Origin of the sequence: Geodermatophilus tzadiensis, assembly GCF_003002915.1 — a bacterium.
Lineage (GTDB): Bacteria > Actinomycetota > Actinomycetes > Mycobacteriales > Geodermatophilaceae > Geodermatophilus > Geodermatophilus tzadiensis.
Genome location: NZ_PVTG01000022.1, coordinates 71,439 through 84,422 on the forward strand (window position 1 = coordinate 71,439; position 12,984 = coordinate 84,422).

Below are 12,984 nucleotides of genomic sequence, written 5' to 3' on the forward strand. Positions count from 1 at the left end.
CAGTGGCGCTGTGCGCCCTCGGGACCCTCCCCGCCGGGAGGCCCCCGCGTGCCGGCAGCGTGACAGAAGGGCCCCACGTGGTCGCTCGACCGAAGACCGAGAACTCCTACTCCGGCAGCTCCATCACCGTCCTCGAGGGGCTCGAGGCGGTCCGCAAGCGCCCCGGCATGTACATCGGGTCGACCGGTGAGCGCGGCCTGCACCACATGGTGTGGGAGGTCGTCGACAACGCCGTCGACGAGGCGCTGGCCGGCTACTGCGACACGGTCCGGGTGACCCTGCTGGCCGACGGCGGGGTCCGCGTCGAGGACAACGGCCGTGGCATCCCGGTCGACGTGCACCCGGTCGAGAAGCGGCCCACCGTCGAGGTAATCATGACGGTGCTGCACGCGGGCGGGAAGTTCGACGGCAAGAGCTACGGCGTCTCCGGCGGTCTGCACGGCGTCGGCGTCACCGTCGTCAACGCGCTGTCCACGCGGCTGGACGTCACAGTCTGGCGCGACGGCACCCAGTGGCAGCAGTCCTACGCCGAGGCCAAGCCCGGCCCGCTGGAGAAGGTCGGCCCGACCACCCGGCGCGGCACCGCGATCACCTTCTGGGCCGACGGCGGCATCTTCGAGACGACGACCTACTCGTTCGACACGATCGACCGCCGGCTGCAGGAGATGGCCTTCCTCAACGCCGGCCTGACCATCGTCCTGCGCGACGAGCGCCCCGGTCACGGCAAGGCCGAGACCGGCCTGGGTGAGGAGTCGCTGGCCACCCTGGCGGCGCCGGTGGCGGCCGACGAGCAGGCCTTCGAGCCGACCGAGGTCACCTACCGGTACGACGGCGGCCTGGTCGACTTCGTCGCCCACCTCAACCGGCGCAAGACCGCGATCCACAAGTCGGTCATCGGCTTCTCCGCGGAGGGCACCGGCAAGAACGACATGGCCATGTCGGTCGACGTCGCGATGCAGTGGTCCGACGCCTACTCCGAGTCGGTGCACACCTTCGCCAACGTGATCAACACCCACGAGGGCGGCACCCACGAGGAGGGCTTCCGCGCGGCGCTCACCTCGATCGTCAACCGGTACGCGGTGGACAAGAAGCTGCTCAAGGAGAAGGACGACAAGCTCACCGGCGACGACATCCGCGAGGGTCTCGCCGCGATCGTCTCGGTGAAGCTGGGCGACCCGCAGTTCGAGGGGCAGACCAAGACCAAGCTCGGCAACACCGAGGTCAAGGGCTTCGTGCAGCGGATCTGCAACGAGCAGATCGGTCACTGGTTCGAGTCCAACCCGACCGAGGCCAAGACGATCATCACCAAGGCCGCCTCGGCCGCCCGGGCCCGCCGCGCCGCCCAGGACGCCCGCAAGCTGGCCCGCAAGAGCCTGCTGTCGGTCAGCGGCCTGCCCGGCAAGCTGGCCGACTGCCGGTCCACCGACCCGCGCAACTCCGAGGTCTACATCGTCGAGGGCGACTCCGCCGGCGGCTCGGCGAAGTCCGGCCGCGACTCGATGTACCAGGCGATCCTGCCCATCCGCGGGAAGATCATCAACGTCGAGAAGGCGCGCATCGACCGGGTGCTGAAGAACACCGAGGTCCAGTCGATGATCACCGCCTTCGGCACCGGCATCCACGACGAGTTCGACATCTCGAAGCTGCGCTACCACAAGATCGTGCTGATGGCCGACGCCGACGTCGACGGCCAGCACATCAGCACGCTGCTGCTGACGCTGCTCTTCCGCTTCATGCGGCCGCTGGTCGAGGGCCAGTACGTCTACCTGGCCAAGCCCCCGCTCTACAAGATCAAGTGGGGCGGCAAGGTCGGGGACGAGTACGCCTACAGCGACAAGGAGCGCGACGCGGTCGTGCGGGCCGGCGTCGAGGGTGGCCGCAAGATCAAGGACGAGATGATCCAGCGGTTCAAGGGGCTCGGCGAGATGAACGCCAGCGAGCTGTGGGAGACCACGATGAACCCCGAGACGCGCATCCTCCGCCAGGTCACCCTGGAGGACGCCGCCGCCGCCGACGAGATCTTCAGCGTGCTGATGGGCGAGGACGTCGAGGCCCGCCGCAGCTTCATCACCCGCAACGCCAAGGACGTCCGCTTCCTCGACGTCTGAGGAAGGACCCCCTCGCCCCCCACGCCTCGCTCCGCTCGGCGTGGGCCCCTGCGAGGGGCCACCCGGCGTCGACTCACCAGGCACCCCACCAGAGAGATCTGACCAGTGACCGAGACACCAGCCCGCGACCGCGTCGAGGCGGTCGACCTCCAGCAGGAGATGCAGCGCAGCTACATCGACTACGCGATGAGCGTGATCGTGGGGCGTGCGCTGCCCGAGGTCCGCGACGGGCTCAAGCCGGTGCACCGGCGGGTCCTGTTCGCCATGTACGACCAGGGCTTCCGCCCCGACCGCGGGTACGTCAAGTGCGCCCGCCCGGTCGCCGAGGTGATGGGCAACTACCACCCGCACGGTGACTCGGCGATCTACGACGCCCTCGTGCGGCTGGCCCAGCCGTGGTCGATGCGCTACCCGCTGATCGACGGCCAGGGGAACTTCGGCTCCCCGGGCAACGACCCGGCGGCGGCCATGCGGTACACCGAGTGCCGGCTGACGCCGCTGGCCATGGAGATGCTGGCCGGCATCGACGAGGAGACCGTCGACTTCCAGGGCAACTACGACGGCCGCACCGAGGAGCCGGTCGTCCTGCCCTCGCGCATCCCGAACCTGCTGATCAACGGCTCCGCCGGCATCGCGGTCGGCATGGCCACCAACATGCCGCCGCACAACCTGCGGGAGGTGGCCGAGGCCGTCTTCTGGATGCTCGACCACCCCGACGCGGAGCCGGAGGAGGCCCTCACCGCGTGCATGGAGCGGATCAAGGGCCCCGACTTCCCGACGCACGGCCTCATCGTCGGCCGGGAGGGCATCGAGGACGCCTACCGCACCGGCCGCGGCTCGGTGCGCATGCGCGCCGTCGTCACGGTGGAGGAGGACTCCCGGGGCCGGGTGCAGCTCGTCGTCACCGAGCTGCCCTACCAGGTCAACCCGGACAACCTCGCCGAGGCGATCGCCGAGGGCGTCCGGGAGGGGCGCCTGCAGGGCATCAGCGAGATCGCCGACGAGTCCAGCGACCGCGTCGGGCGCCGGCTGGTCATCACGCTGCGCCGCGACGCCGTCGCCAAGGTCGTGCTGAACAACCTCTACAAGCACACCCAGCTGCAGACGTCCTTCGGCTGCAACATGCTCTCCATCGTCGACGGCGTGCCGCGCACGCTGCGGCTCGACGAGCTGGTCCGCAACTGGGTGCACCACCAGATCGAGGTCATCCAGCGGCGCACCCGCTACCGGCTGCGCAAGGCCGAGGAGCGTGCGCACATCCTGCGCGGCTACGCCAAGGCCCTCGACCAGCTCGACGCGGTCATCGCGCTCATCCGCAACAGCGAGTCGGCCGACGCGGCGCGGACCGGCCTGATGGAGCTGCTGGACGTCGACGAGATCCAGGCGGTCTCGATCCTCGACCTGCAGCTGCGCCGGCTGGCGGCCCTCGAGCGGCAGCGGATCCTCGACGAGCTGGCCGAGATCGAGGCCCGCATCGCCGACCTGCAGGCCATCCTCGACTCCCCGGAGCGGCAGCGGCAGATCGTCCGCGACGAGCTCGGCGAGATCGTCGCGAAGTACGGCGACGACCGGCGCACGCAGTTCGTCGCCAACGACGGCGACGTGTCGATGGAGGACCTCATCGCGGAGGAGGAGGTCGTCGTCACCATCACCCGCACCGGCTACGCGAAGCGGACCAAGAGCGACCTCTACCGGTCCCAGCGCCGCGGCGGCAAGGGCGTGATGGGAGCCCAGCTCAAGCAGGACGACATCGTCGACCACTTCTTCGTGGGCTCCACCCACGACTGGATCCTGTTCTTCACCAACAAGGGCCGGGTGTACCGGGCCAAGGCCTACGAGCTGCCCGAGGCCAACCGCACCGCCCGCGGCGCGCACGTGGCCAACATCCTGGCGTTCCAGCCCGACGAGAAGATCGCCCAGGTCATGCAGATCAAGGACTACGGGGTCGCCCCGTACCTGGTCCTGGCCACGGCGAACGGGCAGGTGAAGAAGACCCGGCTGACCGACTTCGACTCCCCGCGCAGCGGCGGCGTGATCGCCATCAACCTGCGCGAGAGCGACGAGCTGGTCGGCGCGGCGCTCATCGACCCCGAGCAGGACCTGCTGCTGGTCACCCGCAAGGCGATGTCGATCCGGTTCAAGGCCGACGACGCCACCCTGCGGCCGATGGGCCGGGCCACCGAGGGCGTGCGCGGCATCTCGCTGAGCTCCGACGACCAGCTGCTGTCGATGATGGTCGTCGAGGAGGGCGTCGACGTCCTGGTGGCCACCGAGCGCGGCTTCGCCAAGCGCACCGGCATCGAGAACTACCCGCCGCAGGGCCGCGGCGGCAAGGGTGTGCTCACCGCCGACCCCAAGGCGCGCAAGGGCAACCTCGTCGGCGCCCTGGCGGTGCGGCTGGGTGACGAGCTGTACGCCATCACCTCCGGTGGCGGCGTCATCCGGACCCCGGTCAACGGCGTGCGCCACAACAAGGACCGGGCCACCATGGGTGTCAAGCTCATGAACTTGCCCGAGGACGTGACGATCGTGGCGATCGCCCGGACGACGGACAACGACGAGCCCGCCGCCTAGGGTGAGAGCGGGAGCACGGTGGGTCGTGGCCGCGTGCCACGGCTCCCGCGGGCGCCCTGACGGGAACGACCGGCGCCCGGGCGCCCCCGGCTCCGCGCCGGGACGCCCGGGCGCGAGGACGCGGCGAGGGCCGCAGGCGAACGGGAGACGAGCATGAGCGACCGGACGCAGGCGGTGCGCACCGGCACTCGCCCGGACGGCGCACCCGGAGCGGACAGGGCGCCGGGCGCGGACCCGGCGGCCCCGGGCGGGCCCGCCGCGGGCGGCCCGGCTGCCGGCGCCTCGGCCGTGGGGGCGACCGTGGGTGCACCGCCCGCCGGTGCCGCGGCGCCGCCCACCGGCGGCGTGCCGCTCGCCAAGCCCGCCACCGGGCAGGCGCCCGCCCAGGCACCGGCTCAGGCACCGGCTCAGGCCCCCGCCCCGCCGGCGGGTGCGCCGCAGGGCGGCTCGTCGGGCACCACCCAGGCGATCACCCCGGCGGCCGCCACCGCGGCCCCGCCGCCGACGGACGCCCGCGGTCAGCAGGCCGGCGGCAAGGCGCCCAAGCGCGGCCCCCGCGGGCCCCGTCGCGCGCGCCTGCAGCTGCGGCACATCGACACCTGGTCGGCGCTGAAGATCTCGCTGGTCCTGTCGATCGCGATGTTCTTCATCTGGATGGTCGCCGTCGGCATCCTCTACGGCGTCCTCTCCGGTGCCGGCGTCTTCGACACCCTCAACGACCTGTTCGGCCAGCTGGGCACCGCCTCGGGCGGCGAGGGCGGCGGGGAGGTCATCACGCCGGGTGTCGTCTTCGGCGGCGCGGCGGTCATCGGGGCGATCAACATCGTGCTGATGACGGCGCTGTGCACGGTCGCGGCGTTCATCTACAACCTCTGCGCCGACCTCGCCGGCGGCCTGGAGGTCACCCTCGCCGAGCGCGAGTGAACCCCGCCGGCCCGCGGGGCCGGTCAGCACGCGTCAGGCGCCACCTCCCGGCCGCGGAGGGGGCGCCTGACGCGTGTCGGGGCCCGGTGCCGCGACCCCCCTGCGGCCGGCGGGACGGAGCCGGGTACGCTTCTCGAGGTCCACGGGCCTGTAGCTCAGGCGGTTAGAGCGCATCCCTGATAAGGATGAGGCCGGAGGTTCAAGTCCTCCCAGGCCCACCCGTGACCCGGTGCCCCGGCCTCGGCCGGCACCGGAGCGAGCACCACCGCACCACGGACCACGGCGCGAGGGTCGTCGTCCGCGGCGCCGTCCACCCCGGGAGGTACCGCGTGTTCAAGAAGCTGGCCCTGGCTGCTGCCGCGGCAGGTGCCCTGGCGGCCCTGCGCCGGCGCTCGGGGAGCGCCGCCGGCAAGGGCGAGGCCGACCTCTGGCACGAGGCCACCAGCGGCCCGCAGGCCGTCAGCCGGCCCACCACCCGCTGACCCCGGCGCCCCGTCCCGGGGCGCCGCAGGGGACGTAGCTCAATTGGCAGAGCACCGCCTTTGCAAGGCGGGGGTTAGGGGTTCGATTCCCCTCGTCTCCACCCTCCGGCTCCGGACCGGCCCGGTCAGGCCGGCAGTGGCGTCGCCTGACCCGCACGGGCCCGCAGCCAGCCGATGAGCTCGGCGGGCGGCAGCGGCCGGCTCAGGTGGTACCCCTGGACCTGGTCGCAGCCGAGGTCGGCCAGCGCGTCCACGGTGGCCTGGTCCTCCGCGCCCTCGGCGACCAGCCGCAGCCCCAGCGCGTGGGACAGCTGCAGCGTCGAGGTCACGATCGCCTGGTTGCGGGGGCTCTCGACCATGGTGCCGACGAACGCCCGGTCCAGCTTGAGCTCGGTGACCGGGAGCTCGGCGAGGTAGGCCAGGCTGGAGTAGCCGGTGCCATAGTCGTCGATGGCGATGCCCACCCCGGCGTCCCGGAGCCGCCGCAGCACGGCCACCGCGCGCTCCCGGTCCTCCATGAGCAGGCTCTCGGTGACCTCCAGGACCAGCGACGACGCCGGCAGCCGGTGCACCCGCAGCCGGGCGACGACCTCGTCGGGGAAACGCTCGTCGACCAGGTCCGACGGACTGACGTTGACCGCCACCTCCAGCGGGTGGCCGCCGTCGGCCCACGCCCGGGTCTGCGCCAGCGCCAGGTCCAGCACGGCGACGGTCAGCTCGCCCATCAGCCCGGAGGACTGCGCGACGTCGATGAAGGCGTCGGGGTAGAGCAGCCCGCGCTGCGGGTGCTGCCAGCGCACCAGCGCCTCCACGCCCGCCACCGCGTCGCCGCCCAGGGTCAGCTTGGGCTGGTAGTGCAGCACCAGCTCGTCCCGGCCGAACGCGGCGCGCAGCTGCTCGGCCAGCTCGAGGCGGTGCCGGCCCTGGCCGTCGCGCGCCTCGTCGTAGACCGCGACGCCGGTCCGGTGCCGCTTGGCGGTGTACATCGCGAGGTCGGCCAGCTGCAGCAGCTCCTCGGCGGAGCCGGCCTGGGCGGGGCCGACCGCGATGCCGAGGCTGGCGTCCACGGTGAGGTCCATCGCGCCGGCGGGGAACGGCTCCCGCAGCCGGCTGCGCAGCCGCTCGGCGAGGGCGAGCGCGCCGTCGGCACCGGTGTCCCGGGCGACGACGACGAACTCGTCGCCGCCCAGCCGCGCCAGCACGTCGGTCTCGCGCAGGTCGGCGGCCAGCCGCGGCCCCACCTGGCGCAGCAGCGCGTCCCCGGCGGCGTGCCCGAGCGCGTCGTTGATCTCCTTGAACCGGTCGAGGTCCACCAGCAGCACGGCCACCTCGGTGCCGGCGGCCAGCTCGTCGTCCAGGTGCGCCAGCGCCTCGTAGACGCCGCGCCGGTTGACCAGCCCGGTGAGCTCGTCGGTGCGGGCCTGGCGGCGGCTGTCGGCCAGTGCACTGACGTCGCGGACGGTGAGGGCGGTGCGGGCCAGCGCGGCCAGGACGGCGCCGAGGGCCAGCCAGCCGGCCAGCGGCTCGCCGCTGTCGAGGTAGCCGTGCAGCAGCAGCGCCAGGGCGCCGAGCGCGCACGCCCCGGGCAGCAGCAGCGCCACCGCGCCGTGGGGGCGCCGGGTGGGCTCCTCGGCGGGGGGCCGGGTGGCCGCGGCGCCGAAGCAGGCGAAGGCCAGCGCCCAGCCGAGGTCCACCGGGCCGCCGTCGACGTAGGTGTCCGCGGCGAGCTGGAAGGCGTAGACGGTGTCGACGACGGCGAACAGGCCGACGCCGCCGGACAGCCACCACCAGGCCGCGCCCGCCCCGCGGCCGGTGACCGCGATGCCGCCGGCGACCAGGGTGAGCAGCGCGAGGTCGGCCACCGGGTAGGCGAGGCTCACCAGCACCACGGCGACGTCGCCGTCGGCGTGACGGACCGCGGCACCCAGCGCGAACGCGGCCCCCACGGCGGCCACGGTGAGCCCGACGACGAGCCCGTCGAGCCAGGTGCTGGCGGTCAGCCGGGACAGCCGGCTGCGCAGCATCCACACCAGCGCGGTGTAGGCGAACGGGTAGAACAGCACCCAGCCGAGGTCCTGCCAGGCCGGGTAGGGGACGACCGCCAGCTGCTGGTAGTGCAGGAGGTAGGCGAGGTTGCCGCCCTCGAAGGCGCACATGCCGAGCGCGAAGGCCGTCCAGGCCCGGCGGTCGGTCGGGGACCCGAGGGCCCGGCAGGACACGACGCCGATGACGGCGACCAGGAACACGTGCTGGCACCAGCCGTCGAGCAGGGTCGAGATGCCCGTCGACGAGCGCACGCCCGGCAGCAGGGACACCAGGTAGGGGACGCCGGCGAGGACGGCGACCACCTGCAGCGCACGGCACAGCGCCGTGAGGGGGACCCGGGCCGGGGTCGGGGAGGTGGTCTCGGAGTGGTGCACGGGACGTCCATCGGCGTCCCCACCGGCCCCCTCGAGCCGGCCGGGCGCGGCTCCACCCCTCCGGGGGGCAACGGCCGGTGGCGGCCGCCCCGTCCCGCGGGACCGTCCGGCGGGAGGGTGGGAGAGTGGGCGCCGTGACTGAAGCGACCCCCGCACGCCGTGCCGTGCTGCACACCAACCACGGCGACATCACCGTCGACCTGTTCCCCGACCACGCGCCCAAGACGGTCGCCAACTTCGCGGACCTGGCCGAGGGACGCCGTGAGTGGACCCACCCGCGCACGCGCGAGAAGACCACCGACCGCCTCTACGACGGCACCGTCTTCCACCGGATCATCGACGGCTTCATGATCCAGGGCGGCGACCCGCTCGGGCAGGGCATCGGTGGGCCCGGCTACCAGTTCGGCGACGAGATCCACCCTGAGCTGGCCTTCACCCGGCCCTACCTGCTCGCGATGGCCAACGCCGGCCCGGGCACCAACGGCTCGCAGTTCTTCATCACGGTCGCCCCCACGCCGTGGCTGACCGGCAAGCACACGATCTTCGGCGAGGTCGCCGACCAGGCCAGCCGTGAGGTCGTCGACCGGCTCGGCAAGGTGCGCACCGCCCGGGGCGACCGGCCGGTGGAGGACGTCGTCCTGCAGTCGGTCGAGGTGCAGCGCAGCTGACCACCTCGCCGTCCGACGGGGGCACCGGCGACGTCCCGGCGCCGGTGCCCCCGCCGGCCACCTGCTACCGCCACCCGGACCGGCCGACCGGCATCCGCTGCACCCGCTGCGACCGGCCGATCTGCCCCGAGTGCATGATCCCGGCCTCGGTCGGCTTCCAGTGCCCCGACGACGTCCGTGCGGGCACCGCCGGCGTCCGCACGGCCCGCCCGGTGCCGCGCTGGACCGCCGCCCGCCGCCGGTTCGGCCCCGTCACCGCCACCCTGGTCGCGGTCAACGTCGCCGTCTTCGTCGTCACGGCCGTCTCGGCGGTCTCGGTGGGCAACCCGCCGCTGGACAACTGGCGCTCCCCGGTGTTCGCCGAGTTCTCCCAGATCCCGGTCCAGGTCCTCCTCGGCGAGGACTGGCGGCTGCTCACCGGGGCGTTCCTGCACATCGGGATCACCCACCTGCTGCTGAACATGCTCAGCCTGCTGGTGTTCGGTCCCGAGCTGGAGCGCCGTCTGGGATGGGCGCGCTACCTCGCGGTCTACCTGATCTCCGCCCTCGGCGGCGCGGTGGCCATCCAGCTGTTCGGCGAGCCCGGGCGGGCCGTCGCGGGCGCCTCCGCGGCCCTGTACGGCCTGCTGGGCGCCCTGGGCGTGCTCATGGTGGCCGCCCGGCAGGACCTGCGCGGGCTGCTCACCCTGCTGGCGATCAACGTGGTCATCAGCTTCCTGCCCGGCGTCTCGCTGCTCGGCCACCTCGGCGGGCTGGTCGCCGGCGTCCTGGCCACGAGCGTGCTGGTGCTCACCCGGCGCCGCGACTGGGGGCAGGTGGCGGGCCTGGTGGCGCTGGCCGCCGTCCTGCTCGTCCTGGCCCTCGCCGTCCCGACCCCGGTGGCGGTCCTGGGGCTGTAGCGGTCAGCCCGGGCGCAGCTCCTCCAGCGCCCGGGCGACGGCGGCCGGGTCGGTGCCGAGGTCGCGGCGGCCCAGCAGGACCAGCGTGCCGTCGTCGTCCGGGCCGCCGGCCGTGTCGAGCTCGAGCAGCCGCGAGCGCACGCCGAGCCGCCGCGTCGCGCGCAGCCGCACCCGCAGGACCGGCCACGGCAGCCGGGTGCGGCCGCCGAGCGTGCGCACCTCCACCCCGGCCGTGTCGGCCGACAGCCGCGGCCGGAGGAGCACGTCCCGCGCGGCCAGCGCGAGCAGCAGCACCGCGGCCCCGCCGACCAGCACCCGGCCGACCGCGTCCAGGCCCAGGGCGGCCAGCGCGAGCAGGACCCCGCCGAGCGCCAGGGTGACCGTCTCCGCCGTCCGCGCCCGCCACTGCACGTCCCCAGCCTGCCAAACGGGCGGTGCCGCTGCGGATGGCTCCGTCCACAGGCCGCCGGGCCTGGGGACAGCGGGTCATCGACCGGGAAGTGCCCAGCTCGGCCCGCGTGTCGACCGCTCTGGCGCATTGCTCCGGTAGCGCTCAGTGACCGGATGCGGCAGGCTGTCTTGTCGACACATCCACAGCTGGGTACACAGCTGGGGACAAAGCACAGACCTGTAGTTACGCGGCCGTCGTCGTCGTCACACGCGCCCCACGGCCGACATCGACGCAGGTCAGCGCGGTGGAGTCGAACACCCGTTCTCCACACGCGGTGGACAACCCTGGGGGCGGAGCGCCATGTCGACCTGTGGACGCCTCGACCCCCTGTGCACAGTGATCCCCACCCCCGGGGACGGTGCGGTGCGCGGCCTGGTGTAGACCCCCCCGGAACGCGCCGAGGCCCCCGTCCCCAGGGGGACGAGGGCCAGGTGACGTGCTGGAACGGCCCCTCTGCAGGGGCCCGCCCCGAGCGGAGCGAGGGGTGGGGAGCAGAGGGGTCCTTCCACTTACCGCCAGCGCATCGACATGACCAGCCCGAGCACCATGGCGCCGAAGCCGATGGCGAAGTTCCAGGCGCCGAGCGAGACCATGAACGGGATCTGGTCGCCGGCCACGTAGTAGACGACGATCCACAGCAGGCCGAGCACCATGAGCGTGACCATCAGCGGCGCGTACCAGCGCGGGCTGGGCTGCACGGCGCGGGCACGCGCGGCCTGCGGCTGCAGCACGCCCGCCGGCGGCGTGTAGACCGACTTCTTGCGCACCTTGGACTTGGGCACGGCTCTCGACTCCTGCTCGCCGGGGCACCGGTCCGTCGCGACCGGCACGTGTCCCCGCCAGCCTAAGCTGCGGGGGGACGGCGACGGCTCAGCCGACGGCCCGACTCCTCCCTCCCGTGTCCCAGGAGACCCCGTGACGCCTCTCGTGCCCCGCCCGGTCGCGGCGCGGGCCGGCCGCGCGGCGGACCGTGCGGCCTGGGGTGCGCTGGTGCCCGTGGTGGCGCTCGCGGCCGGGCTGCTGTTCGCCACCTCGGGCCAGACCGCCCAGGGCAGCGACCTGCGCGCCGGGGACGTCACCGAGCTGTCGACCCTCATCGACCAGCGCAGCGAGCTCATCGCCGCCCAGCAGGAGCAGCTGGAGCAGCTGCAGGCGCAGACCGAGGCGCTCACCGACCAGGCGGCCTCGCGGGACGGTGCGGTCGCCGCCGCACGGGCCGAGGGGGACGGCGGGGAGCTCTCGGCCGGGCTGGTGGCGCTCACCGGCCCGGGGGTGGAGATCACCCTGGACGACGCCCCGCGCCGCCCCGACGGCAGCCTGCCCGCCGGCGCCCGCCCCGACGACGTGGTCATCCACCAGTCCGACGTGCAGGCCGTGGTCAACGCGGTGTGGGCGGCCGGTGCCGACGGCGTGGCCGTCATGGGGGAGCGCCTGGTGGCCACCAGCGCCGTCCGCTGCGTGGGCAACGTGCTGCTGCTGCACGGGCGCACGTGGTCCCCGCCGTTCGTGGTCACCGCGATCGGCGACCCCGCGGCCATCCGCACCCAGCTGTCCTCCTCACCGCAGGTGCAGCTGTTCCTCCAGGCCGTCGACGACTACGGCCTGGGCTTCGCCGTCCGCGAGCAGGCCGCCGTGGCCCTGCCCGCGTACGGCGAGCAGCCGACCATGGCGCACGCCACCCCCGCCGGGGGCTGACCGGGCGCGGTGTACACAGGGGGTGTGCGCCGTCCGGTCCTCGTCGTCGACAACTTCGACAGCTTCGTCTACAACCTGGTCCAGTACCTCGGCCAGCTGGGCGTGGAGTGCGTCGTCCGGCGCAACGACGCCGTGGGCGTCGACGAGCTCGCCGACCTCGACGTGGCCGGGGTGCTGCTCTCCCCCGGCCCCGGCACGCCCGCCGGCGCCGGTGTGACCGTGCCCATGGTGCGCGCGGCCGCCGAGGCCGGGACGCCGGTGCTGGGCGTGTGCCTGGGCCACCAGGCCATCGCCGCGGCCTTCGGCGCGGAGGTGGTGCGGGCGCCGGAGCTGTTGCACGGCAAGACCAGCCAGGTGGTGCACGACGGCACCGGCGTGCTGGCCGGCCTGCCCTCCCCGTTCACCGCCACCCGCTACCACTCGCTGGCCGTCGACCGCGGCACCGTGCCCGCCGAGCTCGAGGTCACCGGCACGACGCCGTCGGGGATCGTCATGGCCCTGCGACACCGGGAGCTGCCGATCGAGGGCGTGCAGTTCCATCCCGAGTCGGTGCTCACCGAGGGGGGCCACCGGATGCTGGCCACCTGGCTGGCCTCCTGCGGCCTGGCGCCCGACCCGGACGTCGTCGAGGCCGCCGCCGCGGGCGCGCGCCGGCTGTCGGCCGCCGTCTAGACGAGTAAGTCCTATCGACCCGAAGGGTCGAAGGGCGCTGTAGACGCGGACGGAGGGTGTTCAGGCTCGGGTTGTGACGACCGACCTCAAC

At 73.5% G+C, this 12,984-nt stretch carries 11 protein-coding genes and 2 tRNA genes; 10 read left to right on the forward strand and 3 right to left on the reverse strand.

Annotated elements, in window-relative coordinates:
- Positions 1-77 precede the first annotated feature (77 nt).
- From gyrB to LY71_RS21875, 6 genes are all read left to right on the forward strand, one after another.
- On the forward strand, positions 78-2,108 hold the full coding sequence (gene gyrB / locus LY71_RS21850; RefSeq protein ID WP_106281770.1) for a DNA topoisomerase (ATP-hydrolyzing) subunit B: 2,031 nt from the start codon (positions 78-80) through the stop codon (positions 2,106-2,108).
- Between the two features lie 105 nt (positions 2,109-2,213).
- Positions 2,214-4,682, forward strand: coding sequence for a DNA gyrase subunit A (gyrA, locus tag LY71_RS21855; protein WP_106281771.1), 2,469 nt, complete (start codon positions 2,214-2,216; stop codon positions 4,680-4,682).
- Positions 4,683-4,982: 300 nt separating this feature from the next.
- A complete protein-coding gene (locus LY71_RS21860; RefSeq protein ID WP_245888221.1) occupies positions 4,983-5,606 on the forward strand; it encodes a DUF3566 domain-containing protein in 624 nt (207 codons plus the stop codon).
- Positions 5,607-5,750: 144 nt separating this feature from the next.
- Positions 5,751-5,824 (forward strand) — tRNA-Ile (locus LY71_RS21865).
- Positions 5,825-5,827: 3 nt separating this feature from the next.
- The gene (locus tag LY71_RS24345) at positions 5,828-6,088 is read left to right on the forward strand and encodes a DLW-39 family protein (RefSeq protein ID WP_106281775.1); all 261 of its coding nucleotides are present in this window, start codon (positions 5,828-5,830) and stop codon (positions 6,086-6,088) included.
- Between the two features lie 28 nt (positions 6,089-6,116).
- A tRNA-Ala gene (locus tag LY71_RS21875) sits at positions 6,117-6,189 on the forward strand.
- A gap of 24 nt (positions 6,190-6,213) precedes the next feature.
- Here the strand turns inward: LY71_RS21875 and LY71_RS21880 are convergent.
- Positions 6,214-8,508: a putative bifunctional diguanylate cyclase/phosphodiesterase gene (locus LY71_RS21880; RefSeq protein ID WP_106281777.1), complete on the reverse strand. Its 2,295-nt coding sequence runs from the start codon at positions 8,506-8,508 to the stop codon at positions 6,214-6,216.
- Between the two features lie 134 nt (positions 8,509-8,642).
- On the opposite strand from LY71_RS21880, the gene LY71_RS21885 reads away from it, so the two are divergent.
- Both LY71_RS21885 and LY71_RS21890 read left to right on the forward strand, forming a co-directional pair.
- Complete coding sequence (locus LY71_RS21885) at positions 8,643-9,176, forward strand: peptidylprolyl isomerase (RefSeq protein WP_106281821.1); 534 nt, start codon at positions 8,643-8,645, stop codon at positions 9,174-9,176.
- 44 nt (positions 9,177-9,220) lie between these two features.
- A complete protein-coding gene (locus tag LY71_RS21890) occupies positions 9,221-10,075 on the forward strand; it encodes a rhomboid family intramembrane serine protease (RefSeq protein WP_146146209.1) in 855 nt (284 codons plus the stop codon).
- 3 nt (positions 10,076-10,078) lie between these two features.
- On the opposite strand, the gene LY71_RS21895 is transcribed toward LY71_RS21890, so the two are convergent.
- Complete coding sequence (locus tag LY71_RS21895) at positions 10,079-10,486, reverse strand: PH domain-containing protein (RefSeq protein WP_106281779.1); 408 nt, start codon at positions 10,484-10,486, stop codon at positions 10,079-10,081.
- Between the two features lie 549 nt (positions 10,487-11,035).
- Positions 11,036-11,308, reverse strand: coding sequence for a cell division protein CrgA (gene crgA / locus LY71_RS21900; protein WP_106281781.1), 273 nt, complete (start codon positions 11,306-11,308; stop codon positions 11,036-11,038).
- 133 nt (positions 11,309-11,441) lie between these two features.
- Here crgA and LY71_RS21905 point away from each other — a divergent pair, with 133 nt between their 5' ends.
- Positions 11,442-12,221 carry a DUF881 domain-containing protein gene (locus LY71_RS21905; protein WP_245888223.1) on the forward strand — a complete coding sequence of 260 codons (780 nt, stop codon included), beginning with the start codon at positions 11,442-11,444 and terminating at the stop codon, positions 12,219-12,221.
- Between the two features lie 24 nt (positions 12,222-12,245).
- Positions 12,246-12,893 carry an aminodeoxychorismate/anthranilate synthase component II gene (locus tag LY71_RS21910; RefSeq protein WP_106281785.1) on the forward strand — a complete coding sequence of 216 codons (648 nt, stop codon included), beginning with the start codon at positions 12,246-12,248 and terminating at the stop codon, positions 12,891-12,893.
- The last annotated feature ends 91 nt before the right edge of the window (positions 12,894-12,984 follow it).